Raw genomic sequence first — 25,939 nt, forward strand, 5'->3', positions numbered from 1 at the left:
CCCGAAGTGCAGTGACGTGTGCGATGACTTTTGGCTTGCTTTCGGGCGGCCTGCTTTCAGCCAATTTGCTTCTAGCTTCGCCGCTGTCGGCGCAAACGGGGACCACGATGAACTATCCCGAAACCCCGCGCGGCGATGTGGTCGAGACGCTGTTTGGTGAGAAGATCGCCGATCCATATCGCTGGCTGGAAGCCGACGTCCGGCATGACAAGACGGTGGCCGACTGGGTCGATCGCGAATCGCGCTACACCGAAGCCTATCTGGCAGGCCTGCCGCAGCGAACCTGGTTCAAGCAGCGCATCAGCGCGCTGATGAATTTCGAGCGTTTCGGGCTGCCGGTAAAGGCGGGCAAGCGCTATTTCTATACCCGCAACACAGGCTTGCAGAATCAGTCGCAGCTGTTCGTGCGCGAAGGGCTTCACGGCACACCGCGGCTGCTGATCGACCCCAACAGCTGGGCGAAGGACGGCGCCACCGCGCTCGATGGCTGGGAGCCTTCGCAGCAGGGCCGCTATCTTCTCTACAGCGTGCAGGATGGCGGCAGCGACTGGCGTGTTATCCATGTCATGGATGCAGGCAGCGGAAAGGTGCTCGAAGACGAACTGCGCTGGGTGAAGTTCAGTTCGCTGGCCTGGATCGGTGAGGAGGGCTTCCTCTATTCGCGCTTCCCGGCGCCCAAGGAAGGGGCGGCCTTCCAGAGCCTGAACTACGATCAGGCCGTCTATTTCCACAAGCTGGGCACGCCCCAGAGCGCCGACGAACTGGTCTATTCCACGCCCGACCATCCCGACTACGGCCATACCGCCGAAGTGACGCAGGACGGCCGCCTTGCGGTGATCACGTCGCACATCGGCACCGATTCCCGCTACGACGTCCGCGTCGTCGACCTGACCAGGAAGGGCAAGGATCGCTGGACCGCCAGACCGATCGTCACCGGCTTCAAGGACGATTGGCGTCTGGTCGAGGGCGCGGGGCAGAAGCTCTGGTTCGTGACCAACGAGAACGCGCCGCGCTACCGCCTCGTCAGCATCGATCTGGCGGCGGGCTCGCCGTCGTTCACCGAAGTGGTGCCGCAGCGCGAGGACATTCTGGAGAAGGCGGGGATCGTCGGTCACCAGCTCGTGCTGAACTACATGCGCGATGCCGCCAGCCATGCCGAGATCGTTGGGCTCGACGGCAAGGCGGGCAAGGCGCTGGCCCTGAACGGCATCGGCACGGCTTCCGGTTTCCGCGGGAAGCCTGGTGACCCGGAAACCTTCTACTCGTTCACCAGCTTCAATCGCCCTGCGTCGATCTTCCGTCTCAACCTCGACACCGGCGCGACCGAGCCCTTCGCGGAACCGGCGATGGATTTCGATCCGGCCCAGATCGCGGTCGAGCAGCGGTTCTACACGTCGAAGGACGGCACGCGGGTGCCGATGTTCCTGGTCCGGCGCAAGGACGTGGCGCAGGCGGGCAAGCCGGTTCCGACCCTGCTCTACGGGTACGGCGGCTTCGACATTTCGCTCACGCCGGGCTTCTCGGCAAGCCGGATGGCCTGGGTGCAGGCGGGCGGCGCTTTCGCGATGGCCAATCTGCGCGGAGGCGGTGAATATGGCCGCGCCTGGCATGATGCCGGACGGCGGGCGAACAAGCAGAATGTCTTCGACGACTTTATCGCGGCGGGCGAATATCTGAAGGCTGAAGGCATCGCCGCCAAGGACGGCCTGGCGATCCAGGGCGGTTCGAACGGCGGTCTGCTGGTCGGTGCCGTGCTCAACCAGCGCCCCGATCTCTTCGCGGCCGGTGTACCGCAAGTGGGCGTGATGGACATGCTCCGCTTCGACCGCTTCACGGCGGGTCGCTACTGGGTGGACGATTACGGCTACCCCGATCGCGAGGCGGATTTCCGCGTGCTGCGCGCTTATTCGCCCTATCACAACATCAAGGCCGATACGCCTTATCCGGCGATCCTGGTGACCACTGCCGATACCGACGACCGCGTGGTCCCGGGGCACTCGTTCAAGTACGCCGCCGCGCTCCAGGCCGCGCAGCTGGGTGACAAGCCGCATCTCATCCGCATCGAAACCCGCGCGGGTCATGGGTCCGGCAAGCCTACCGACAAGGTGATCGAAGAGAGCGCGGATGTGCTGTCCTTCGTGGCGCAATGGACGGGACTGAAAGTCGCGGAGTAACGCGGCAGCTGACAGCGGAAGGTTGCGTTCGGCGGCGAAAGCCGGACAATGGCATGGTTCGAAGGGGTGCTCTGGAGCGCCCGACCGAAAGGGAGCCTCGAACCATGCCCAGACGTCCTGCTCTATCCTTCCGTTCGGCGCTGATTGCCGGGGCCGTCGCGATGGCGGTTCCGGCATTGGCGCAGGCAGACCGCTTCGCAGCCGATCCCAGGCTCGACAACAAGGCGGACAGCTACGGCGTCAGTTCGCGGCAGGCGGCGCACAAGTGCGTGGCCGCCGCCGAGGATGCCGCAAAGACGGCCCGTTTCACTGGCGTCGAAGTGATCGGCATCAAGACCGTCGAGCGCAAGTCGGACGGCTATGAAATCGAAGGGTGGATCCGCGTGAGCGGGGGTGGCCCCGAATGGCGCGACAATGCACCGGCGCGGGGATCGTTCGAATGCGAGATTTCGCGCGGGAAGATCGTCGATCTCGATTTCGACGAGATCTCGGGGCTTTAAGCGACCTTCAATCCGCGCCCTCGTGTGCGGGCAGGCCCAGCGACCAGTGTATCGCCGCGCCGCGCAATGCGAAGCCTGCGCTGGCGGCGATCGCCCAGGTCAGAGTAGGCGGAAAGCCCATCGCCAGCCCGGCCGCCGCGACGGCCGCCGCTAGCGCTCCGGCGGTGACGTAGAGTTCGGGGCGCATCAGGATGGAAGGCTGACCGGCCACCACGTCGCGCACAATCCCTCCGACGCAGCCCGTCACGACGCCCATGACCATGGCCGGCACGGGCGGAACGCCCCAGGCCATCGCCTTGATCGTGCCGAAACCGGAATAGACGGCAAGGCCCGAGGCGTCGGCCCATTCCAACAGTCGGCCCTGCCACCAGCGCACCGGCGTGAACCAGGCGATCACCGCCACGACAAGGCAGACCGGCACCACGAAGGGATCGCGCACCCAGAACACCGGCGCGCCGATCAGCAGATCGCGCAGGGTGCCGCCGCCCACCCCGGTCATCAGGGCGAAGAAGGCCACCGTCACGAAAGTCTGGCGCATCTGCGCGGCCGAGAGCGCGCCGGTCAGCGCGAAGACGGCAATGCCCAGGATGTCGAATGCTGCGGGCAGGGCCGGAGCGTCTGGTGGAATGATGGTCGGCATTGCTGCTTCATAGCGGGATCGCAGAAAAAGCGGCAGCGGAAAGCTGCCCCCACGCCGAGGCGCTTCATTGACCCTGCGCGCATATATGATACACATAGGATCATATATAAGGGAGAGCGAAGCCTTGGCCTATCCAGCGTCCTATGAAACTGCCGACTGGTACACCGACGTCGCGCTGGTGGATGATCCCCACGCCTATTTCGATTTCCTTCGCGCCAAGGGGCCTGTCGTTCGTCTGCCCTATCGCAATGCAGTGGCCGTGACGGGGTATGAGGAAACCGTCCAGGTAATGCTCGATACGGAGCACTTCTCCTCCATCAACGCCGTTACCGGTCCCGTCGCAGAGCTGCCTTTCTCGCCGCGAGGGGACGATATCGCCGCGGAACTGGAGGCGCATCGCGGGCAGATCGCCTTTGCCGACCAGATCGTCACGGAAAGTGGAAGCCGGCACGCGGATCTGCGCTCGATCATCGCCCGTCTGTTCACCCCCAGTCGTCTGAAGGAATTGCAACCCAAGCTGCTGGCAACGGCGGAAGGGTTGATCGACGAGTTTTACCGCGACGGGAAAGTGGACATCGTGCGCCAGTATGGCGGGCCTTACGGCGCGCTGGTGATCTCCGACCTTCTCGGGCTTTCCGAAAGGACGCGGACAAAATTCCGTGCCTTGCTGGAAGGCGCGATCCCGGTGCCGATGGATGCCGACGAAGAGGAAATGCTGAAGAACCCGCTGGTGGGGGTAGGCAAGGACCTGTTCAAGCTGATCGCCCGGCGGCGGCTCTCGGCCCATCCTCTGATGCGCCCGCTCCATGCGCTTCTGGCGCAGGAGGACATCCTCAATGAACTGGCGCAGGCGCGCTTTCCCGATGGCAGCCGCCCTTCGCTGGTGGATCTGACCAGTCTGGCGGCCTTTCTGTTCGGGGCGGGGCAGGACACGACCAATCGCCTGCTGGCCAATGCCTTCCGTATTATCGCCACCCGTCCCGACGTGCAGCAGCAATTGCGCGACGATCCCGCTCGTATTCCCGTATTCATCGAGGAAGTCCTGCGTTTCGACGGCTCGGTGAAGAGCGGCGGTCGGATGTGTCAGAAAACCACCGTGCTGGGGGGCGTGGAGATCAAGGCGGGAACGGCGATCCTTCTCTCGCACATGGCGGCGAACCGCGACCCCGCTCGATTTCCCGAACCGGACAAGTTCGACATGGACCGCCCGAAGCTCAAGGAACATCTGGCGTTCGGACGCGGCGCGCACACCTGCTTCGGCGCACCGCTCGCCCGGCGGGAAGTGGCCGTCAGTATCGAGCGCCTGCTCGCGCGCATGGGCAACATTCGCCTTGCGGAGATACACCGGCGGCCGGACGGCGGTCTGCGCTTCGATTACGAACCGACCTATATCCTGCGGGCACTTGCCAGCCTTCACCTCGAATTCGATCCGATAGAAGGGAACTGAGCGGCGAAGGGGATTAAGCGGGGTGGGGGAATTCCAACGCGCGCCGGTCTGTCCTATTACGCGGGCATGACCACGCCAGAGACCAAAGAAGCCGAAGCCGCCAACGAATTGATGCGCCTGGCGCGGCAGATCAACCGCGCCAATCGGCTCTACCATGCGGAAGATGCGCCCGAGATATCGGATGCCGAATACGATGCCCTGGTGCGCCGCAACGCCGAACTGGAGGCGGCTTTCCCGCATCTCGTCCGCCCCGACAGCCCCACCAACAAGGTCGGTCACGAAGTGGCAGCCTCGCCGCTGTCGAAAGTGACGCACGAGGTTCGCATGATGAGCCTCGACAACGCCTTCACCGATGAGGAAGTGGCCGATTTCGTCGGGCGAGTGCGGCGCTTCCTGTCGCTCTCCGCCGATGAGCCGGTGCTGGTGACGGCGGAAGACAAGATCGACGGACTGTCCTGCTCCTTGCGGTACGAGAAGGGTAGGCTGGTGCGCGCGGCCACGCGCGGCGATGGACAGGTCGGGGAGGATGTTACCGCCAATGTCGCCCATATCGCGGACGTGGTGCAGGAACTGAAAGGCGACGACGTTCCCGAGGTCTTCGAGGTTCGCGGCGAAGTCTACATGGAGAAAGGCGCGTTCCTTGCCCTCAACGAGACCTTGATGGCCGAAGCGCGCGCCCAGGCCGAAGCGAAGGGCGAGGCCTTCGACGAGGGCAAGGTGCGCCAGTTCGCCAACCCCCGCAATGCCGCCGCCGGATCGCTGCGCCAGAAGGACGCGAGCGTCACGGCCCGGCGTCCGCTGCGGTTCTGGGCCCATGGCTGGGGCGCAGCGAGCCGGGTTCCCGGCACCAGTCAGCACGAGGTGATCCGCAGGATCGAATCCTGGGGACTGCCGGTCTCGCCGCAGTTCCGGCTCTGCCATTCGGTGGAGGACATGCTGGCCGCCTATCGCGCCATCCGCGATGGCCGCGCCGCCTTGCCGTTCGAGATCGACGGCGTCGTCTACAAGATCGACCGGCTCGACTGGCAGCAGCGGCTCGGCTTCGTTGCCAAGGCGCCGCGCTGGGGGCTGGCGCACAAGTTCCCCGCCGAGCGCGCCGAAACCACGCTGGAAACGATCGATATCCAGGTGGGACGCACCGGCAAGCTTACGCCGGTCGGCCGGCTGAAGCCGGTGCTGGTCGGGGGCGTCACCGTCACCAATGTCACGCTTCACAACCGGGACGAGATCGCCCGTCTCGGCGTCCGCCCCGGCGACCGGATCGTGCTGCAACGCGCGGGCGACGTGATCCCGCAAGTGGTGGACAACCTGACGCGCGAGGAAGACAGGCCGGCCTTTGCGTTCCCCGACCATTGCCCGCAGTGCGGCAGCGAGGCCGTGGCCGAGGAGGGCGAAGTGGACGTGCGCTGCACCGGCGGACTGATCTGCCCGGCACAGCGGACCGAACGCCTCAAGCACTTCGTCAGCCGCGCCGCGCTCGACATCGAGGGGCTGGGCGAGAAGACGATCGACGAGTTCTTTGCGAAAGGCTGGCTGGAAAGCCCCGCCGACATCTTCCGCCTGCGCAGGCGCCGGGAGGACATCCTTGCCCTCGGTGGGTGGAAGGACAAGTCTGTGGACAACCTGTTGGCGGCTGTGGAAAGCAAGCGCAAGCCCGATGCGGCGCGGCTGCTGTTCGGCCTTGGTATCAGGCACATAGGCGCGGTTACCGCGCGTGACCTGATGAAGCGCTTCGAAACCCTGCCGCAGCTGCGCGCCGTCGCGGAAGCCATTCAGGTGCGTGAAGGCGAGGAGGCCGCCGCGGCCGGGAGCGATGCCTATTCCGAACTGGTTTCCATCGACGGTATCGGCCCTGCGGTGGTCGAAGCGCTCGGCGATTTCTTCCACGAAGAGCACAATCGCGCGGTATGGGACGACTTGCTTTCGGAGGTTTCGCCGCCGCCTTACGTGGTGGAAACGGTCGATAGCGAAGTCGCGGGCAAGACCGTGGTCTTCACCGGCAAGCTGGAAACCATGAGCCGCGACGAGGCCAAGTCCCAGGCGGAACGGCTCGGCGCCAAGGCGGCAGGCTCGATTTCCGCGAAGACGGACCTGCTGGTGGCGGGGCCGGGCGCCGGTTCCAAGCTGAAGAAGGCCGCCGATCTCGGCATCCGGGTGATCGACGAGGCCGAGTGGGCGCGGATCGTTCAGGCGGCGGGCTGATCGGCGGACAGGTCCTTGCCGGTCCATCCGGTGGAGAAACGAAGCGGGCGGGTGAAGGCGATGTGCCTTCACCCGCCCGCGTCATGACCGGCCTTCGATCAGGCCGGTTCTTGATCAGGCCGACTCCTGATCAGGAATGGCGAGCCTGCCGTTCGTGCAGGTGCCGATAGTGCTGAACCCGGGTTGCACGCAGCCCTGCCATGCCCTCGCGCTCTACAGCGCGTTGCCAGGACGCCAGTTCCTCAAGCGTGAGGTCGTAGCGGTCGCATGCCTCGGCAATCGTCAGCAGGCCTCCGTTCACGGCCGCCACGACTTCCGCCTTGCGGCGGACGACCCAGCGTGACGTATTGCGCGGCGGCAGGCTGCTCTTGTCGAGAGCTTCACCCAGGGGTCCGACGACGGCACGCGGCCGATCGAGATCAGATTGAAGCATGTTGGCCTCTTGAGCTGTTGTTACCAGCCCCCCTTGGCCTTAATTCTTGGTGGAAACCCTTAATTCGACGTAACCGATAATGGTTAACGCGATAGCGTGGTCCTATCTCTAACATAATGAAATAAATAGATAAGACCGAATTGGACGCCTTCAGGTCCTCTTAATTGCCGATTTACGTTTCTTAATCGCCGTGCTCCATCCATCGGGACCTGCGACGGCGCTCCGATGGATGGAATTGTACGTGCGGTCAGCTGTTATCGGCGGCGCGCGCGCATCCACAGGATCGACCAGTCGCCGTTCACGAGTCGCCCGGCGAGTCGCAATCCGGCGCGGCGGCAGGCGCGGCGCACGGCGTCTTCCTGGGTTTCGAGCAGGCCGGCCAGAACCAGGCTGCCGCCGGGTGCCAGCGAGCGCGCGAAGTCCGGCGCGAGCGAAACCAGCGGTCCGGCGAGGATATTGGCCATGATCAGATCGTAAGGCCCGCGCGCGGCGATCAGCGGATGGTCCATGCCGTCCGCGATCGTCATGACCAGTTCGCCCCCGCGATGTCCCATCTTCACGCCGTTGGCCGCCGCGTTGTCCTCGACGACGCCGACGCAGACCTGGTCGATGTCGCTGGCAGTGGCGAGGGCGCGCGGCCAGAGCGCCATGGCCGCGAAGGCGAGCAGGCCGGTTCCCGTGCCGATGTCGGCATGGTTGCGGAAGATCAGGCCCTGGGCCTTCATGTGGGTGAGCATGGCAAGACAGCCTGCGGTCGTCGCATGCTGGCCGGTGCCGAAAGCCTGGCTGGCGGGGATGGTGAAATCGATCACGCCGGGCTCGTTGCTGGCCGGGTGGTCGGGGGTGTGGACGTGGAAGCGCCCGGCGCGAATCGGTTCGAGGCCCTGCTGACTGGTCACGAGCCAGTCGGTTTCCGGCAGCTCCTCGATGATGAACTCGGGTGTCTCGCCCAGGAACAGCGCCGCAATGGCATTCTTCTCGGCGTCACCCGGTTCGTGCGCGAGCCAGGCTTCCAATTGCCAGTCGTCGGGCTTGTCCTCGGCGATTTCACTGCCGGACAGGACGATGTCCGGGTCCCAGTCGAACGCGTCCTCGTGCGCGACGAGAGCGCCTTCGATGACCGAGCGGGGGGCGTAGGCGGTGATCTTCCAACTCACGAACGGGTCTCCTTCGCCTCTTCGGCCGCCTCGTCTGAAAGGCGCTGGTCGAAGCGGGCAGTGGCGGTGGCCGCATAGCTGCGGCAGGCGGCGGGGTCGATCAGCGGCGCTGCGCCGGAAAGCCGGGCGAACAGGTCGCTCGCACCGGGATGCGGCGTGACCAGCAGGTCGCAGGGCAGGGCGGCGATCCGTTCGAGGCCCTTGCGGACCCCGGCGATACGCGCGGGATGATCGGTAAAACGGTAGCCTTTTGCCGAGATGGCGCTGGCGCTGTCGGCATAGGCGATGTTCAGGCACTTCCCACGGTCGTCGCAGGCGCGCCAGGTCCAGCTCGTCGATCCGGCGGCATGGGTCGGGGTGGCGTGTGCCGTCAGGTCGAGGTCGCCCAGTGTGACATGCGCGCCGCTGGTCACGTGCTTGTCTACGGGAACCGGCGGAAACGGATCGAGCTGGCCGAATTGCGGGTCTTCGGCCGTTGCCCGGCCCGATTCGAGCACTTCGGCGGCATCGGACAGGGCCGCGACGCGGGCGCCTGTGGCGTGCTTGAGCGCTGCCAGGGCGCCCGCATGGTCGAAATGCTCGTGGCTGGAGAGGATCCAGCGCACGTCTTCCGGCTTGAAACCGGCGGCAGCGATATTGGCGAGAACCAGCGGTGCCGCCTCCGGCAGGCCGCCGTCGATGAGGACGTGGCCCTGCTTGCCGGTGACGAGTATGGCGGAGATCCCGCAAGTCCCTACGTACCAGGTATTGCCGAAAAGCCTTGCGGGCGGCGCCGCGTCGGCCCAGCCATCGCGGCCCTTGCAGGCCTCTGCGAGCTGGAGGGCGCCGGGATTCGGGGTTTCTGCAGGGGCAACGGCTTCGCTTCCGGTCGCTGCGCCGCTTGGTGCCGCCGAAGTGGCGGGCGACGCGGTGCAGGCGGCGAGCAGCAGGGTGCAGGCGAGGGCTGTCGGCAGGTTCTTCATGGTTTGCGGGCTTTAGAGCGGAGATGCTGCCAAGACCAGTGGCGGCGCTTCCAGAGGGCGCGATGGCGCGCCGAGGTGAAGCGCCGCGCGAAATTGCGCTTGTGCGGGATGCATCCGCTATGTGCTTCGCGGAACTTGCACCAAGCGGCGATTTGTCTAAGGGGACTTTCGACAGGGGCAGCCTCAAGCTGCCAAATAAGGCAAAAGGGATTCGAAAGAGCCATGGCCAAAGACGGCACCAGGAACCGTCCGCTTTCGCCCCATCTCCAGATCTGGCGTTGGGGTCCTCACATGTTCGTCTCCATTCTGCACCGCGTGACCGGTGACGGAATGGCATTCGCCGGTCTCGGCGTATTGCTGTGGTGGCTCGGCGCCCTCGCGGGCGGGCCGGCTTCCTACGAGACGTTCAGCTGGGCCATGACGACGCCGATCGGCTATATCGTGCTCGTCGGCATCTCCTGGGCATTCTTCACCCACATGATGAGCGGCCTGCGCCACTTCGTGCTCGACGTGGGCGGCGGCTTCGAACTCAAGACGAACAAGACCTGGTCGATCGTTTCGCCGATCCTGGGCGTGCTCGCCACCGTCGCCTTCTGGGCGATCCTGCTGCTTCGCTGAGGAACGGGAAACATGGGTAACGGAACTTCCATCGGCCGCGTTCGCGGCCTCGGCTCGGCGAAGACCGGCGTTCATCACTGGCTGCTGCAGCGCTTCACAGCGATCGGCAACCTGCTTTCGGTGCTGTTTCTGGCGGTATCGATCCTTCTCCTTCCCGACCTGACGTACGCGTCGGTGGCGGAATGGATGGCGCGTCCGGTTCCGGCAGTGATGATGATCCTGCTGGTCGTCACCACCTTCTGGCATGCGCGCATCGGCCTTCAGGTCCTGGTTGAGGACTATGTCCATGACCACGCCAACAAGTTCGCCTGCATCGCCGCGCTCAACCTTGCTGCCTGCGGCGGCATTGCCTTCGGCGCCTTCTGCGTCATCCGTCTCGCGCTGGGAGCCCACTGATGTCCGCGCCTGCTTATAAAATCATCGACCACGTCTATGACACCGTCGTCGTCGGCGCCGGTGGTTCGGGCCTGCGCGCCACCATGGGCTCGGCCGAAGCCGGCCTGAAGACCGCGTGCATCACCAAGGTCTTCCCCACCCGCTCGCACACCGTCGCGGCGCAGGGCGGCATCGCCGCCTCGCTCCAGAACAATACGCCGGACCACTGGACCTGGCACATGTACGACACCGTCAAGGGGTCGGACTGGCTGGGCGACCAGGACGCCATCGAATACATGGTGCGCGAAGCCCCGGCTGCGGTCTACGAACTGGAGCACGCCGGCGTGCCCTTCAGCCGCAATGCCGACGGCACGATCTACCAGCGCCCGTTCGGCGGCCACATGCAGAACATGGGCGAAGGCCCGCCGGTGCAGCGCACTTGCGCCGCCGCCGACCGTACCGGCCACGCCATGCTGCACGCGCTCTACCAGCAGTCGCTGAAGTACGACGCGGACTTCTTCATCGAATACTTCGCCATCGACCTGATCATGGACGGCGGCAAGTGCGTCGGCGTGATCGCGCTCTGCATGGATGACGGTTCGATCCACCGCTTCCGTTCGCAGGCCGTCGTTCTCGCGACCGGCGGCTATGGCCGCAGCTACTTTACCGCTACGTCGGCCCATACCTGCACCGGCGACGGCGGCGGCATGGTCCTGCGCGCGGGCCTGCCGCTGCAGGACATGGAATTCGTGCAGTTCCACCCTACCGGCATCTACGGCGCGGGCGTGCTGATCACCGAAGGCGCGCGCGGCGAGGGCGGCTACCTCACCAACTCCGAGGGCGAGCGCTTCATGGAGCGTTACGCGCCTTCCGCGAAGGACCTCGCCTCGCGCGACGTCGTCTCGCGCTCGATGGCGATGGAAATCCGCGAAGGCCGCGGTGTCGGCCCGCACAAGGACCATATCTACCTGCACCTCGATCACATCGATCCCAAGGTGCTGGCGGAGCGTCTGCCGGGCATCACCGAAAGCGGCAAGATCTTCGCGGGCGTGGACCTTACCCGTCAGCCGCTGCCGGTCGTGCCGACCGTCCACTACAACATGGGCGGCATTCCCTGTAACTATCACGGCGAAGTCGTCACCATCGGTGCCGACGGCAACCCGGATACGGTCGTCCCCGGCCTCTTCGCCGTGGGCGAGGCTGCCTGCGTTTCGGTCCATGGCGCCAACCGCCTGGGTTCGAACTCGCTGATCGACCTCGTGGTGTTCGGCCGTGCCACCGGCCATCGCCTCAAGGAAATCGTCAAGCCCGGCGCTGCGCAGCAGGAACTGCCCAAGGACTCGGCGGATCTGGCGCTCACCCGTCTCGATCACTTCCGCAATGCCAACGGCGGTTCGTCGACGGCGGAAGTCCGTACCGAGATGCAGCGCACGATGTCGGGCCACGCCGCGGTGTTCCGCACCGACGAACTGATGGTCGAAGGCAAGGGCAAGCTCGCCGCGACCTATCAGCGCATGAACGACATCAAGGTCACCGACCGCGGCCTGATCTGGAACTCGGATCTGGTGGAAACGCTGGAGCTGGACAACCTGATCTCGCAGGCCTCGGTCACGCTTCACGGCGCCCAGGCGCGCAAGGAAAGCCGCGGCGCCCACGCGCACGAGGACTTCCCGAACCGCGACGATGCGAACTGGATGAAGCACACCGTGGGCTGGTTCAACGGCTGGGGCGGCAAGGGCGGTGAAATTCGTCTCGATTACCGTCCGGTCCACGAATACACGCTCACCGACGACGTGCAGTACATCAAGCCCAAGGCGCGCGTGTACTGATCCGTTTCGCAGCGCGGACAAGCAAAGGGCGGCGTACCGGAAGGTGCGCTGCCCTTTTGCATTCACGGGCCTTTTGCGTTCACGATTACACATTGGCGCTGCAACTGAAGCAGCTTTCATGTATTTTCCGGTGAGACTTGTCTGAAAACGCCGGAGGCATTGGCATGACCCGTACCGAGATGGACCCCTTGCTTGAGCCGCATGTCGAGAACGATCCGCTGGTCAGTTCCCTGGCGCAGGCCTCGGGCAAGGCCTGGGGATGGGTGCTCGCCTATGGCATCCTGCTGCTTCTGATCGCGCTGATCGTGATCGCCAATCCCCTTGTGGCCGGCGTGGCGACGGGGCTGCTGATCGGTGTCGTCCTGGTGATCTACGGGATTGCCGCCGTAGCCTCGGGCTGGACCTCGCTGTCGCAGCGCGCGCGCTGGGTTGAAGTCCTGCTGGGCCTGCTGGCCATCGTCGCCGGGATATTCGCCGTCCTCAATCCCGTTGCGGGCGCCCTTTCGCTGGTCTGGGCGATCGGGGCCTGGCTGACGGTTTCGGGCGGGTTCCAGATTGCCTTCGCGCTCAAGTCCCGTCACGACAAGGGCTGGCGCCTGTTCCTGGGCGTGCTCGATGTCGTGCTCGGCCTGATCCTGCTGTTCTCCAATCCCGCGACGGGGCTGGCATTCCTGGCCGTGATCATCATGATCAGCCTGGTCGTGCGCGGTGTCTTCCTGATCATGCTGGCGCTCTCGCTCCGCAAGCTGGCGCGCTGACCGGTTCATCTGGCGTTCATGTTTACAAACGTAGTCGATTACGCATGTAAACGATGGAGGCCAGATTGCCTGCCGATTCCTCGTCCGCTCCCTTAGCCGCCGCTCCGGCAGCCTCGAGCGATCAGCCCGAGCGCATCTCGGATGCCGAACATGCCGTGATGGAAGTCCTCTGGCAGCGCAGCCCGCTGACCGCGGCAGAAGTCTGCGAACAGGTCTGCGAGCCGCGCGGCTGGAGCCTTGCCACCGTAAAGACCCTGCTGTCCCGCCTGGTGACGAAGCAGGCGCTTGCCACCGAACCGGACGGCAAGCGCTTCCTCTATTCTCCCCGTGTCGCCCGTGAGGCCTATGTCGGCAGCGAAAGCCGCCGCCTGGTCGATCGCCTGTTTGGCGGTCGCGCCGCGCCGCTGTTCGCGCATCTTGCCGAATCCGACGCATTGACCGAAGATGACATTGCCGAGATCGAAGCCCTCCTGAAGGAGCTGAAGTCATGATCGAATGGCTTACCGATACGCTCGTGATGACCGGCGTGCTCATGGCGCTGGTGCTTCTTGTTCGCCGCCCGGTGTCGCGCTGGTTCGGTCCGGCGGCGGCCTATGCGCTCTGGGCCCTGCCGGTCCTTCGCCTGATCCTGCCGCCGCTGGCATTGCCGCGCGGTATTTTCGCAAGGCCCGAGATCTCCGTGCAGCCGATCACGGCTGCCGCGCAATCGCAACTGCATGTCGCCCAGACAGGGGAAGCCGCCTCTGCCGCGCTGCCGAACATCGCCGCGCCCGCTTCGCCGGTGCTTCATGCCGAACCTGGGCTTCTCGCCCAAATTCCCTGGTTCGAACTGATCGTTGCCGTCTGGTTGATCGGCGCAGCGCTGTTTCTGGTCTCCCGCTTCCGCAATTACCGGCGGATGCGCAGGGAACTGCTGCAAGGGTCCTATCAGGTGGCGCGCGCGGGAGAGATCCGCATCATCGAAACGCCCGGAGCCGATGCGCCGCTGGCATTCGGTGTGAAGGACCGGGTCGTGGCTCTGCCTTGCGGCTTTCTGGCCACGGTCGATTCCGAGAGTTCGGATTTCGCCATCGCCCACGAGCTTGAGCATCACGCCGGTAACGACCTGCTGGCGCTTATGGTCCTGCAACCGCTCTTCGCGCTTCACTGGTTCAATCCGCTGGGCTGGGCCGCCTGGCGTGCCTTGCGCGCCGATCAGGAAGCGGCCTGCGATGCGCGGGTCATGGCGGGCTGCAACCGCGAGACGCGGGCCCGCTACGGCCGCGTGATCGCCTCTTTCGCGGCGGGCACGCGGCTGACCCTGGCCGCGCCGATTGCCGGGGCCCTGGCCGGGGAGAAGCCGATCATCCAGCGTTTGAAGGCGCTGGCTACCCTGGACGTTTCGCCGCTGCGCCGGGTGATGGCGCGCAGCCTGTTCGCGGCGGCTGTGGTGGCGGTTCCCTGCACGGCAACGGTCACTTACGCGGCCATGGAAGAGGAGGACGACGAATCGGAGGCCTGGGACAGCCAGTCGTTCTACGAAGACGATGCGCAGGCCGAGGTGCCCGTAGTCCCTGCGGTTGCGCCGGTCGCCTTACCGGCTGCGCCGCAAGCGCCTGCTGCGCCGATAACTGCCGACGCCGCGCCGCAAGTGGACGAGGAAGCGCCCGTTGCGCCGGTACCCCCGGCTCCCCCAGCGCCCGCGCCGTGGAGCAGTGCCGCGGTTCCCGTGCCTCCCGCACCGCCAGCTCCGCCGCCGCCTCCCTCGCTTTTCGCCCGCGAACGTCTTGCGGCCGAGCGCCGGGCAGCAGCGGAAGATTACCGGGCCACCGTCGCAAGGGCCATGCGCACCATGCCGCGGGTGGAACAATCGACTTCGGCAAACGGCAAGGTCCAAACCATCAGGATCGTCCGCAAGGACGACGGCGGACGCCGCCGGATCGAAAAGACGATCACGATCGACAGCACCTGTCCGGCGGATCGCCAGCGGTCGTCCTCCAGGGAGGAAGGATCGTCGAGCACGTATGTCTGCACCGGCGCGCCGCGTCAGGCGATGAATGCCGCGCTTCAGGCGATCAGTTCGGCCCGCGCCTCGGTGGCTGCAAACACAGCGCTCGATGCCGGAACCCGGGATGAGATCGTCGCGGAACTCGACAGGGAACTTGCCGACACCCGTGCCGAGATGCTGCGAGAGGCGAACTGATCGTCAGAGATCGGAAAATGCGAAAGGGCGCGCGGTCGTAAGGCAGCGCGCCCTTTTTCGTTGTCCTTTGCCGCCGGCTTATCTGATTCAGGGCACCTTCTGGACGACCGGCTGCGAGGTGTACGAGACGTTGCCGCCAGTGCTTGTGCTGGTGCTCTTGCGCTCGTCGGTCGCCTTGGAATCGGCCTTGGCATCGGTCTTTTCGGCTTCCTTCGCGGCGTTGTGCTGCTGGAGTTCCTTGGCCTGGATCACGGCAGGTGTGGCGGGCGAGGCCGGATACTTGCAACCGCGCTGCGCGCCCACGCCCTTGAGGAAGCCGCGGCGGGCAACGCCCGCCTGAACGGCTGAAAGCACGGCCCGCTCCTGCGCATTGGCGCCGGAAATCTCGCGGATCAGTCCCCGGAAGGGGATGAAGGAATTGACCACCCATTTGGCCACCCTGCCGGTGCTGACGCGGTCGCGCGCTTCCTGCGGCAGATCGATGTCATCGCCCAGGATTCCGTCCAGCTCGGTCACGGCCGCACCGATCTGCTGGCAACTGCGCAGGGAACCGAGGTCGTAGGGCTTCTTGATCGCCGCTATCAGAACGGGCGGGATTTCCTGCTTGTCGATATTGAGGTCGGTAACCGGCGTCTTGGCGATGTCGACCGCATCGGGTTCCCGGTTGGTGAGGGGCTTGTCCTGACGCGCTTCGGCCGCGCTGGCCGCGAATGTACCTGCCATTGCAGCCATGATCAGGAAATGTCGCATCTATTCCTCCTGTTATCCCGGCGGCGCGGTCGCACCCACGGGAAAGGAGGGAAGCGCCAACCTCTGGTCGATTACTGCTGGTTGAACGTGTCGCAGGCGTCCTCGTTCCCTGTTTCCAGGCCGCGCCGCAGCCACTCCATGCGCTGCGCGCTGGAGCCATGGGTGAAGCTCTCCGGGCTCACCCGCTGACCGGCGTTCTTCATCAGGGTATCGTCGCCGATGGCGCTGGCGGCGGTAAGGCCTTCCTCCATGTCGCCCGGCTCGATGCGCTCCTTGTTCCGCCCGGCCCAGACCCCGGCATAGCAATCGGCCTGAAGCTCCATGCGGACCTGCAGTGCATTGGCCTGCTGCGGGTTCTGGCGCTGCGCGCGGCGGACCTGGGTGTCGATCCCCAGGAGGTGCTGGATATGGTGACCATATTCATGGGCGACTACATAGTAGCGGGCGAAGTCCCCCTTCGCGCCCATCTGGCGTTCGAGTTCGTCGTAGAAGCTGGTATCTATGTAGATGCCCTGGTCGGCGGGGCAGTAGAACGGCCCCATCGCGCTCTGTGCCGCGCCGCAGCCGGATTGGTCGGAGCCGTTGTAGAAGCGCAGGTTGGGCTGTTCGAAGGCGATGTTCGCCTTTTCGAACAGGGGCTGCCAGGTCCGGTTGAGCGAGGACAGGGCGTTGCAGGATTCGAGCGAATAGGCGTTCTGCCGACAGATCGAGGCGGTATCCTTCGGCTGGCCCTGCTCGACCTGGGTAGGCGCCTGCTGTTGCTGGACGTTTTCGAGCGTGCCGAGCATCTGGCCGGGATCGACCCCGAAGACGAGCGCGCCGATCAGGACGACGACCAGCGACCCGCAGCCCAATTTTCCGCCCGACCCGCCGGGAAAACTGCGCCCGCCCTGGCTGACCCGGATATTGTCGGGGTCGAAATCGTCAAGCCGCATCGCTTGTTGTCCTTTCGAAAGGCCGGAGGGCTGGCATTTTCAAGACCGGCCCGAAGATTAGCCATAGCGCAGAGGCCTGTTCAATCGAATTTGCAGGCAAGAGGTTCCAGCGTTGCCCTGGAGCCACAAGCAAGGCTTGCTCTTTGAACGCCTGCGAGAAATTGTAACAGCAAGGCGAAATCCATCGTATAGGCGTCCATGCGATGAACAGGGGAAATGACAGGCGTTACGGGGCAGGGTTGGCCCGTGCGACGGGCGCGTTGGCGCTCGGCGCCCTGTTGGTGAGCGGTTCGCCCTTGCTTTCCGCCATTTCCCGCGTCGATCAGGAACTCGCCGCGCGCCTGCGCGGGCATATCGAGATTCTCGCCAGCGACGATTTCGACGGCCGTGAGCCTGGCACCGATGGTGAGGCGAAGACGCTGCGCTACCTTGGCAAGCAGTGGTTCGACATCGGTCTCGTCTCGGGCACCAACGATCCCGGCCACGAATGGTTCGCGCCGGTCACGCTCGTCGCGCGGGAGCCCGATTCGTCCGCTGCCCGTTTCCTGCGCAAGGGCGCGCGCACCACGGTGTCGCCGCCGGGCGTGCTCGTCCTGACCTCCGGCAAGCGCAGCCTGGTGCGCAATGTGCCGATGCTGTTCCTCGGCAAGGCGCGGGGCCGCGACTTCACACGCACCGAACTGGCGGGCCGCGTCGCGGTCGTGCTGGACGGCGATACGCCCGACGGAGAGCGGCAGAACGATCTGCTGGCGCTGGGCGCCTCGGCGGTGCTGACCGTGCTCGACGGCGATCGCAGTCTCGATCAGGTGGCCGCCCGTCGCAAGCGGACGGGCTATGCCCTCTCGGACGATGCGCTGGGCGGCGATCTGGAGGCCTTCATTACCCGCGAGGCGATGGCATCGCTGCTCAAGGGCACTTCGCGCTCGCTCGACGGACTGGAGGAGGCCGCCGCGAAAGCGGACTTCGTGCCCGTCACGCTGGACATCACGGCCTCGCTCGAGGCGACGACCCGCGAAACCACGATCCGCACGCACAATCTCATCGGCAAGCTGCCCGGCAAGCGGTCCGAATCCGGCGCAGTGCTGTTCCTGGCGCATTGGGACCATTTCGGCGAATGCGGCGAAGCCCCGGCAGAGGACGTGATTTGCAACGGTGCGATCGACAATGCCAGCGGCGTCGCAGCGCTGACCGAAGTGGCGCGGCGCCTGGCGCGCGGCCAGCAGCTTGATCGCGACATCTATTTCCTGGCGACGACCGGCGAGGAGCTTGGCCTGCTGGGGGCGCACGCCTTTGCCGAGAACCCGCCTCTGCCGCCAGGGCAGATCGTGGCCGCCTTCAACATCGACTCCATCGCCATCGCGCCGCGCGGTACGCCTTTCGCCATCGTCGGGCGCGGGATGACGGCGCTGGACGGGGAGATCGCCAAAGTCGCCAAGGCCGAGCGGTTCAAGCTGCGCGCCAACGACGATGCCAACGAATATGTCCGCAGGCAGGATGGCTGGGCCTTGATCCAGCACGATATTCCCGCCGTGATGGTGACGACGGCCTATGGCGACATGGATCGGATGCGGACTTTCTTCGAGGGCGATTACCACCGCCCCAGCGACGATCTTGCGCATATGGCGCGTCCGCTGGAACTGGGCGGCGCGGTGGATGACGTGAAGATGCTGACCGCGCTGGGGCGCTGGTTCGGGGACTTGCGCCGGGTGCCCACAAATCCGGTCGAACCGGTGGTTCCAGCTCCGGAAAGGAAGCGCAAGTAGGGCGTTTCCCCCAGGAATTGAAATGGCCGGGAGTCTTGAAAAGGCTCTAGCCCTGACGCCCCCCTTTGATTACATGGGCCGCCACGATTCTCCCCGGTAAAGGTTATGGTGGCGCACATGGATATCCAGCTCGGACTAACTTTCGACGACGTACTGCTTCGTCCCGCGAAGTCCGACATCGTCCCCACCCAGGCCGATACCCGCAGCCGCCTCACGCGCGAGATCGCGCTGAACATCCCGGTCATCTCCTCCGCGATGGACACCGTGACCGAGGCCGACATGGCCATCGTCATGGCGCAGCTGGGGGGCATCGGCGTACTGCACCGCAACCTCACGATCGAGGAACAGTGCGCCGCCGTGCGCGCCGTGAAGCGGTTCGAGAGCGGCATGGTCGTCAATCCGATCACGATCTCGCCCGATGCCACGCTTGGGGAAGCGCAGGCCATCATGCTCGCCAACCGGATCAGCGGCATTCCGGTGGTCGAAAGCTCGGGGAAGCTGGTCGGCATTCTCACCAACCGCGACGTGCGCTTCGCCGCCAACCCGGCGCAGCCGGTGCGCGAACTGATGACGCACGAGAATCTCGCCACGGTGAAGCTGGGCGTCGACCAGGACGAGGCACGGCGCCTGCTGCACGCCCGCCGCATCGAGAAGCTGCTGGTGGTCGATAACGATTTCCGCTGCGTCGGCCTGATCACCGTCAAGGACATCGAGAAAGCCGTCACTTACCCCGACGCCACCAAGGATCCGGCCGGCCGCCTGCGCGTCGCCGCCGCGACCACCGTGGGCGACAAGGGCTTCGCCCGCACCGAGGCGCTGCTGGCTGCCGAGTGCGACGTCGTCGTCATCGATACTGCCCACGGCCATAACAAGGACGTGGCGCTGGCGGTCGAGCGCGTGAAGAAGCTGTCGAACTCCGCACAAGTCATCGCCGGCAACATCGCCACCGCCGAAGCAGCGCGCGCGCTGATCGATGCCGGTGCGGACTGCGTGAAGGTAGGCATCGGGCCGGGCTCGATCTGCACCACGCGCATCGTCGCGGGTGTCGGCGTGCCGCAGCTCACCGCCATCATGGATGCCGCCGAAGAGGCCGACAAGTCGGGCGTGCCGGTGATCGCCGACGGCGGTCTGCGCACTTCGGGTGACGCCGCCAAGGCGCTCGCCGCCGGTGCCTCGACCATCATGGTCGGCTCGATGCTGGCAGGCACCGAGGAAGCGCCGGGCGAGACCTTCCTGTACCAGGGCCGCGCCTACAAGTCGTATCGCGGCATGGGTTCGGTGGGCGCGATGGGCCGGGGTTCGGCCGATCGCTACTTCCAGGGCGACATCAAGGACCAGATGAAGCTGGTTCCCGAAGGCATCGAAGGCCAGGTGGCCTACAAGGGCCCGGCCAAGGACGTCATCCACCAGCTCGTCGGCGGCGTGAAGGCGGCCATGGGCTACACCGGCTCGGCCACGATCGAGGATCTGCGCAAGGGCGCGCAGTTCGTGCGCATCACCAATGCCGGCCTGCGCGAGAGCCATGTCCACGACGTGACCATCACGCGCGAGGCGCCGAACTACCCTTCGCGCTGATCGCATAGGGCTGGGGCAGGGGCATGACGCCGGGCGCGCGCGTAGAGGCAGCGATCGAGGTTCTGGACCTGGTAATCGCGGCGGCGCGCGCCAATGGTGCGCCTGCCGACCGGCTGATTTCCGACTGGTTCCGCACGCGCCGTTTCGCGGGCAGCAAGGACCGGCGCGCGGTTCGCGAGTTGACTTACCGCGCGATCCGGGCCTGCGGCGAAATACCCGAGACGGGCCGCGCGGCCATGCTGCGCGTGGCGGCGGAAGATCCGCAAGTCGCGGCGCTGTTCGACGGCATCGGCCATTCGCCCGCGCAGATCGTGCCCGGCGAGCCGGTGGCCGAGGCGGGTCTGGCGCCGCGCTGGTTGGTCGATCGCCTCGCCGCCAGCGACGTCTCCGAAACCGATGCCATGGCGCTGCTGGACCGCGCGCCGCTCGACATTCGGTTCAACACCTTGCGCGCGGGCGCGCTGGACTTACCGGAAGGCGGCGAGCGTTCGGTGGCCGCCCATGGCTGGCGCTATCCGCCCGAAACCCGCATCGAACAGTCCGACGCCTATCTTCGCGGCGCCATCGAGGTGCAGGATACCGGCTCGCAGCTGACTTGCGAGGCCGTGGCGGCGCGGCCGGGCGAAACGGTGATCGATCTTTGCGCCGGGGCGGGGGGCAAGACGCTCACGCTGGCGGCGGCGATGGAAAACGCTGGTACGCTGGTGGCCAGCGATGCCGATCGCACGCGGCTATCACGGCTCGCACCGCGTGCCGAACGCGCCGGAGCGACGGGTATCGAGACTGTCCTGCTCGATCCGGGCAAGGAAATGCAGGCGCTTCAGCGTTTTGCCGATGCCACCGATGCGGTGCTGGTCGATGCGCCGTGCTCCGGCACCGGCACATGGCGCCGCAATCCCGAGGCACGGTGGCGGCTTACCGAGGCCCAGCTCGCCCGCTACGCCGCCACGCAGGCGCGTCTGCTCGACGTGGCGGCAGGACTGGTCAAGCCGGGCGGAAGGCTGATCTTCGTGACCTGCTCGCTGCTCGACGAGGAAGGCATGCGTCAGGCGGATGGCTTTCTTGCGCGCCATTCCGGCTGGCGGGCGGCCGTGCCGGATCTGCCTGCAGGAACCGTACGCGGGGCGGGGCTCAGGCTATCCCCGTGGCAGGACGGGACCGATGGCTTTTTCGTCGCGCGCTTCGAGCGGCTGTGATAGCGTCGGCGCCATGATGAGGACGAAGCCCTCGGCCAAGGACATTTTGATGCGTTATACGCCCGTTGCGATTGCTCTATCCCTTGTAGCTGCCGTTTCCTCCAGCGCCATCCTTTCCGAGCCCGCTGCGGCGCTCGATCCCCGCGCTGCGAATCTGCTGGCCGAGGGGCGCACCGCAATTGATTCAGGCAATGTGAACGGCGCCATCGATGCCTATGAAGCCGCGCTGACGGTGGAACCGGGCAGCGTTACCGTGTTGCTCGCACTGGCCGACGCCACCCGCAAGCAAGGCCTTCAGGGCAAGGCGCTGCACTATTACCGCGTCGCCCTGACCAGCGATCCCCGCAATATCGCCGCTTTGGCAGGCGAAGGCATGGCGCTGGCGGAAAAGGGCGCGACCGACAAGGCCAACCGCAATCTCGCGCGGTTGCAGACGCTCTGCGGCAAGGATTGCGCCGAGACGGAGAAGCTTGCTGCCGTCATCGCCAGGACGCCTGCCACGCGCGTGATGACGGCGGAAGCCGCGGCGCCGAAGCCGGTCGTGTCGGAAAACTGAGTTTTGGGGCTTCGACAGGCTCAGCCTGAGCGGGGTTTGGGTTTATCCTGACCCGCCCAAGTGAGCCGTCGAAGGGTTCATCCTGAGCCTGTCGAAGGGTTTATCCTGAGCTTGTCGAAGGGTCAGATCAGCGCGCGGAATTCTTCCAGAACGGCGCGGTAGACGCGCTTCTTGAAGGGGACGATCAGTTCCGGGAGCAGTTCCGGCTCGATCCATTTCCACTCGCAGAATTCGGCCGGCTTGTGGGCCTCAAGATCGATGTCGGCGTCCTTGCCGTCGAACCGGGCGAGGAACCAGGTCTGGCGCTGGCCGCGATACTTGCCCTTCCAGAGCTTGCCGATCAGCTCGTCCGGCAGGTCGTAGAGCAGTTCTTCCCGCGTCTGCGTGAGGAGGGTGACGTTCCGTTCGGTCGCGCCCGTCTCTTCCCAGAGTTCGCGCAAGGCTGCGGCCTTCAGGTCTTCACCATCATCGACGCCGCCTTGCGGCATCTGCCACCAGTCGCCTTCCTTGGTGTCGATCCGCTTGCCGACGAAAACCTTGCCGTCGGAATTGACGAGCATGACGCCGACGCAGGGGCGGTAGGGCAGGGACGCGAAGTCTTTCATCGGTGAACGGGATTCCATGATCGTTTGGAGAAAGCTGTTTCGGGAAATCGGCGAAGGATTACCGGAGCACATGCCCGTAGAATGGCCCAAGCCCATGCGCAATGCCAGCGCCATTTATGGTTCCATGTCCGGTAACCGATGACAGGCAGGAGGTGCCGGGACAGCGGAATTTCCAGCGCGGGCAGTTTTTCTGTTTTGCTCCGATAGTAAGCCAGCATAGTCTGGGCACAGGGAAATAGCGCGCCGGCATCAGACCGGCATTCCCGGGAGAAAGCGATGATGGCGACAATCTCATCGGTTGAAAGCGGGCCTCGGCATTTTGACCCCGGCGACGGAGCGGTCGAGGCGGTCGTGGTGCGCTTTGCGGGCGACTCGGGCGACGGCATGCAGTTGACCGGAGGGCAGTTCACGCTCTCCACCGCCCTGGCCGGAAACGATCTGGCGACGTTCCCTGATTTTCCGGCGGAGATCCGCGCGCCTCAGGGCACATTGTTCGGCGTATCGGCCTTCCAGATCAATTTCGGTTCGAGCGAAATCACCACGGCCGGGGATGCCCCGGACGTGCTGGTGGCAATGAACCCGGCTGCGCTGAAGACCAATATCCATGCCCTCAAGCCGGGCGGTCTGGTCATCGTGGACAGCGGAGAGTTCGGCAAGCGCAACCTGGAAAAGGCGAAATACGCCCAGGATCCGCTGGAGGATGGCAGCCTTGCGCGCTGGCAGGTCCTGGCCTTCGATATCTCCGCGCTGACGCTGGAGGCGGTGAAGCCTTTCGGCCTCGGCAACAAGGAGGCGCTGCGCTGCAAGAACATGTGGACGCTGGGCCTGGCGCTCTGGATGTTCGATCGCGCGCGACAACCGCTGGTCGACTGGCTGAAGGCCAAGTTCGCCGGGAATCCGGTCTTGGCCGAGGCGAATATCGCCGCGCTCAATGCCGGGCATGCCTATGGCGAGACGGCGGAACTGACCGGGCCGCTGCGCCGCCTGCACATCGATCCGGTGCCGAGCGAACCGGGGCTCTACAGGACGGTGACCGGCGCGGAGGCGATTTCGCTGGGGCTGGTCACGGGATGCCGACTGGCCGGATTGCCGATGTTCTTCGGCGGCTATCCCATCACCCCCGCCTCGGCAATCCTGCACCACCTCGTGCGGATGAAGGAGTTCGGCGTCACCACCTTCCAGGCCGAGGACGAGATCGCCGCGATCTGCGCCGCGATCGGCGCCAGCTATGCCGGGCAGCTTGGCGTCACGTCCTCTTCGGGGCCGGGTATCGCGCTCAAGGGCGAGGCGATGGGGCTGGCGGTAATGACGGAGCTTCCACTGGTGATCGTCAATTCCCAGCGCGGCGGGCCTTCCACCGGCCTGCCGACCAAGACCGAGCAGTCGGACCTCTATCAGGCCGTCTACGGTCGCAACGGCGACGCTGCACTGCCGGTGATCGCCGCCCGCTCTCCCACCGATGCTTTCGCCTGTGCGATCGAGGCCTGCCGCATTGCCGTGCAGTACATGACGCCGGTGATCCTGCTGACCGACGGCTATATCGCCAATGCCTCGGAACCCTGGAAAGTGCCCGATCCGGCGGCCTTCGCGCCCTTTCCCGTCAGTTTCCTCGAAAAGCCGAACGGCGCGGACGGGGTACTTCCCTACAAGCGCGACGCGCGCGGTGTGCAGCCCTGGATCCGGCCCGGTACGCCCGGCCTGATGCACCGCATCGGCGGGATCGAGAAGGCGCTGGATACCGGCAACATCGATTACGCGCCCGACGTCCACCAGACGCAGACCGATGCGCGAAAGGCCAGGATCGACGGTATTGCCGCCGCCATTCCGGCGCAGGACCTGTGCCTGGGCGAGCCGACCGGAAAACTGCTGGTGGTCGGCTGGGGTTCTACTTACGGGCCCATCCACCAGGCGGTAAGGCGCGCACGCAAGCGGGGGCTGGCGGTCAGCCATGCGCATGTCCGGCATATCTGGCCGCTTCCGGCCAATCTGGGCGACGTGCTGGCGGGCTTCGATCATGTGCTTGTGCCGGAGATGAACACGGGCCAGTTCAAGACCGTGCTGCGCGACCGGTTCCTGGTGGACGCGGTGTCGCTGACCAAGACCAGCGGACAGCCCTTTGCCATCGCCGAACTGGACGAGGCAATCGCGCGCTTCTTCGACGATGTTCCCGGAAACGAAGGCGGCGAGGTGGAAGTGAACGAAACCCAGCTTCCTGGGCCGGAAATCGAGCAACCCTGAGGCACCGCGCGGAGACGCCAGCATGAACGACATGACCTCGATTGAGACCACGCTGAAGGACTGGGAAACGGACCAGGAAGTGCGCTGGTGCCCGGGCTGCGGCGACTATGCGATCCTCAAGGCGGTCCAGCGGACCCTGCCGCTGCTCGGGGCCGATCCGAAGAACACCGTGTTCGTCTCCGGCATCGGCTGTTCGAGCCGGTTTCCCTATTACGTGGAGAGCTACGGCTTCCACTCGATCCACGGGCGCGCCCCGGCCGTGGCGACGGGCATCAAGCTGGCCAATCCGCATCTCGATGTCTGGCTGGTCACTGGCGACGGCGATGGCATGTCGATCGGCGGTAATCACACCATGCATGTGCTGCGGCGCAATCTCGATTGCCAGATCATGCTGTTCAACAACGAGATCTACGGCCTTACCAAAGGGCAGTATTCGCCGACGAGCCGCACGGGCACGCCTTCGCCGAGTTCACCGGCAGGGTCAGTGGATCGCCCCGCCAGCCCCTGCGCCTTTGCGCTCGGCGCGGGCGCCCGCTTCGTGGCGCGCAGCTACGATGTCTCGAAAGACCTGCCCGAAGTGCTCCAGGCCGCCTATCGGCACAAGGGCGCGGCTTTCATCGAGATCTTCCAGAATTGCATCGTCTACAACAAGGACCGCTTCGACGATTTCACCGACAAGTCCGTGGCGGCGGACAGGCAGGTCCATTGCCGTGACGGGGAGCCGCTGCTCTTTGCCAAGGGAACGAAGGGCCTGGCGCTCGACTTGGAGACGCTGTCGCTGAAGGTCGTCGATGTCGCCGGGGAGGACTGGCGCGGGGCGGGGGTGCTGGTCCACAACGTGCGCAACCGGGGGCTGGCCCATATGCTGGTGGAAATGCCCTTCGGCCCTTGCCCCATGGCGCTGGGCGTGATCCACGACGATCCCGCGCCGACTTTCGAGAGCGCGGTCCTGGCCGAGCGGGAGAGTGTGATCGCGGGCAAGGCCGCCGATCTCGGCAAGTTGCTGGCGCGGGGGCAGACTTGGACGGTTACCTGACGCTCAGT

23 protein-coding genes are annotated in these 25,939 nt (G+C 65.5%); 16 read left to right on the plus strand and 7 right to left on the minus strand.

Features of this window, described 5'->3' with window-relative positions:
• Positions 1–23 precede the first annotated feature (23 nt).
• Entirely contained in the window at positions 24–2,174 is a 2,151-nt protein-coding gene (locus NTCA1_RS20370; protein ID WP_374705208.1) for a prolyl oligopeptidase family protein, read from the plus strand.
• A 104-nt stretch (positions 2,175–2,278) separates the two neighbouring features.
• Positions 2,279–2,674, plus strand: a complete 396-nt coding sequence (locus NTCA1_RS20375) for a hypothetical protein (RefSeq protein ID WP_159831644.1) — start codon at positions 2,279–2,281, stop codon at positions 2,672–2,674.
• A gap of 7 nt (positions 2,675–2,681) precedes the next feature.
• Here NTCA1_RS20375 and NTCA1_RS20380 read toward each other — a convergent pair whose 3' ends face one another.
• A complete protein-coding gene (locus NTCA1_RS20380) occupies positions 2,682–3,314 on the minus strand; it encodes a trimeric intracellular cation channel family protein (RefSeq protein WP_086490034.1) in 633 nt (210 codons plus the stop codon).
• 124 nt (positions 3,315–3,438) lie between these two features.
• Here NTCA1_RS20380 and NTCA1_RS20385 point away from each other — a divergent pair, with 124 nt between their 5' ends.
• Both NTCA1_RS20385 and ligA read left to right on the plus strand, forming a co-directional pair.
• Positions 3,439–4,761, plus strand: a complete 1,323-nt coding sequence (locus NTCA1_RS20385) for a cytochrome P450 (protein WP_236549487.1) — start codon at positions 3,439–3,441, stop codon at positions 4,759–4,761.
• A gap of 66 nt (positions 4,762–4,827) precedes the next feature.
• The gene (gene ligA / locus NTCA1_RS20390; RefSeq protein WP_159831646.1) at positions 4,828–6,963 is read left to right on the plus strand and encodes an NAD-dependent DNA ligase LigA; all 2,136 of its coding nucleotides are present in this window, start codon (positions 4,828–4,830) and stop codon (positions 6,961–6,963) included.
• A 130-nt stretch (positions 6,964–7,093) separates the two neighbouring features.
• Here the strand turns inward: ligA and NTCA1_RS20395 are convergent, their stop codons facing one another.
• From NTCA1_RS20395 to bla, 3 genes are all read right to left on the minus strand, one after another.
• Positions 7,094–7,396, minus strand: a complete 303-nt coding sequence (locus NTCA1_RS20395) for a DUF1153 domain-containing protein (protein WP_086490031.1) — start codon at positions 7,394–7,396, stop codon at positions 7,094–7,096.
• A gap of 254 nt (positions 7,397–7,650) precedes the next feature.
• A complete protein-coding gene (locus NTCA1_RS20400) occupies positions 7,651–8,553 on the minus strand; it encodes a 50S ribosomal protein L11 methyltransferase (protein ID WP_159831647.1) in 903 nt (300 codons plus the stop codon).
• A complete protein-coding gene (gene bla, locus NTCA1_RS20405) occupies positions 8,550–9,515 on the minus strand; it encodes a subclass B3 metallo-beta-lactamase (protein ID WP_159831648.1) in 966 nt (321 codons plus the stop codon). The genes NTCA1_RS20400 and bla overlap by 4 nt, the downstream gene beginning before the upstream one ends.
• A gap of 222 nt (positions 9,516–9,737) precedes the next feature.
• On the opposite strand from bla, the gene sdhC reads away from it, so the two are divergent.
• From sdhC to NTCA1_RS20435, 6 genes are all read left to right on the plus strand, one after another.
• A complete protein-coding gene (sdhC, locus tag NTCA1_RS20410) occupies positions 9,738–10,133 on the plus strand; it encodes a succinate dehydrogenase, cytochrome b556 subunit (protein WP_086490028.1) in 396 nt (131 codons plus the stop codon).
• Between the two features lie 12 nt (positions 10,134–10,145).
• Positions 10,146–10,529 carry a succinate dehydrogenase, hydrophobic membrane anchor protein gene (sdhD, locus tag NTCA1_RS20415; protein WP_086490027.1) on the plus strand — a complete coding sequence of 128 codons (384 nt, stop codon included), beginning with the start codon at positions 10,146–10,148 and terminating at the stop codon, positions 10,527–10,529.
• A complete protein-coding gene (sdhA, locus tag NTCA1_RS20420; RefSeq protein ID WP_086490026.1) occupies positions 10,529–12,337 on the plus strand; it encodes a succinate dehydrogenase flavoprotein subunit in 1,809 nt (602 codons plus the stop codon). Before sdhD ends, sdhA begins: the two co-directional genes overlap by 1 nt.
• A 164-nt stretch (positions 12,338–12,501) precedes the next feature.
• The gene (locus NTCA1_RS20425) at positions 12,502–13,095 is read left to right on the plus strand and encodes an HdeD family acid-resistance protein (RefSeq protein ID WP_086490025.1); all 594 of its coding nucleotides are present in this window, start codon (positions 12,502–12,504) and stop codon (positions 13,093–13,095) included.
• A gap of 134 nt (positions 13,096–13,229) precedes the next feature.
• Positions 13,230–13,586, plus strand: coding sequence for a BlaI/MecI/CopY family transcriptional regulator (locus tag NTCA1_RS20430; protein WP_255490557.1), 357 nt, complete (start codon positions 13,230–13,232; stop codon positions 13,584–13,586).
• The gene (locus NTCA1_RS20435) at positions 13,583–15,277 is read left to right on the plus strand and encodes a M56 family metallopeptidase (RefSeq protein ID WP_159831649.1); all 1,695 of its coding nucleotides are present in this window, start codon (positions 13,583–13,585) and stop codon (positions 15,275–15,277) included. The genes NTCA1_RS20430 and NTCA1_RS20435 overlap by 4 nt, the downstream gene beginning before the upstream one ends.
• Positions 15,278–15,364: 87 nt before the next feature.
• On the opposite strand, the gene NTCA1_RS20440 is transcribed toward NTCA1_RS20435, so the two are convergent.
• Both NTCA1_RS20440 and NTCA1_RS20445 read right to left on the minus strand, forming a co-directional pair.
• Positions 15,365–16,027 carry a hypothetical protein gene (locus NTCA1_RS20440; protein WP_236549488.1) on the minus strand — a complete coding sequence of 221 codons (663 nt, stop codon included), beginning with the start codon at positions 16,025–16,027 and terminating at the stop codon, positions 15,365–15,367.
• Between the two features lie 71 nt (positions 16,028–16,098).
• Complete coding sequence (locus NTCA1_RS20445) at positions 16,099–16,962, minus strand: neutral zinc metallopeptidase (RefSeq protein WP_159831650.1); 864 nt, start codon at positions 16,960–16,962, stop codon at positions 16,099–16,101.
• 203 nt (positions 16,963–17,165) lie between these two features.
• Here NTCA1_RS20445 and NTCA1_RS20450 point away from each other — a divergent pair, with 203 nt between their 5' ends.
• The 4 genes from NTCA1_RS20450 (at position 17,166) to NTCA1_RS20465 (ending at position 22,052) form a co-directional block, all read left to right on the plus strand.
• Positions 17,166–18,725, plus strand: coding sequence for a M28 family peptidase (locus NTCA1_RS20450; protein WP_159831651.1), 1,560 nt, complete (start codon positions 17,166–17,168; stop codon positions 18,723–18,725).
• A 117-nt stretch (positions 18,726–18,842) separates the two neighbouring features.
• Positions 18,843–20,300, plus strand: a complete 1,458-nt coding sequence (gene guaB, locus NTCA1_RS20455; protein WP_086493962.1) for an IMP dehydrogenase — start codon at positions 18,843–18,845, stop codon at positions 20,298–20,300.
• 23 nt (positions 20,301–20,323) lie between these two features.
• Positions 20,324–21,496, plus strand: coding sequence for an RsmB/NOP family class I SAM-dependent RNA methyltransferase (locus NTCA1_RS20460; protein WP_159831652.1), 1,173 nt, complete (start codon positions 20,324–20,326; stop codon positions 21,494–21,496).
• A gap of 13 nt (positions 21,497–21,509) precedes the next feature.
• Complete coding sequence (locus NTCA1_RS20465) at positions 21,510–22,052, plus strand: tetratricopeptide repeat protein (RefSeq protein ID WP_086493961.1); 543 nt, start codon at positions 21,510–21,512, stop codon at positions 22,050–22,052.
• Positions 22,053–22,174: 122 nt separating this feature from the next.
• On the opposite strand, the gene NTCA1_RS20470 is transcribed toward NTCA1_RS20465, so the two are convergent.
• On the minus strand, positions 22,175–22,657 hold the full coding sequence (locus NTCA1_RS20470) for an RNA pyrophosphohydrolase (RefSeq protein ID WP_086493960.1): 483 nt from the start codon (positions 22,655–22,657) through the stop codon (positions 22,175–22,177).
• Between the two features lie 279 nt (positions 22,658–22,936).
• Between NTCA1_RS20470 and NTCA1_RS20475 the strand changes: the two genes are divergently transcribed.
• Positions 22,937–24,895, plus strand: a complete 1,959-nt coding sequence (locus NTCA1_RS20475; RefSeq protein ID WP_374705209.1) for a 2-oxoacid:acceptor oxidoreductase subunit alpha — start codon at positions 22,937–22,939, stop codon at positions 24,893–24,895.
• A gap of 22 nt (positions 24,896–24,917) precedes the next feature.
• Positions 24,918–25,931: a 2-oxoacid:ferredoxin oxidoreductase subunit beta gene (locus tag NTCA1_RS20480; protein WP_159831654.1), complete on the plus strand. Its 1,014-nt coding sequence runs from the start codon at positions 24,918–24,920 to the stop codon at positions 25,929–25,931.
• Positions 25,932–25,939: the final 8 nt, after the last annotated feature.

It is taken from the genome of Novosphingobium sp. TCA1, assembly GCF_009811895.1.
GTDB lineage: Bacteria > Pseudomonadota > Alphaproteobacteria > Sphingomonadales > Sphingomonadaceae > Novosphingobium > Novosphingobium panipatense_A.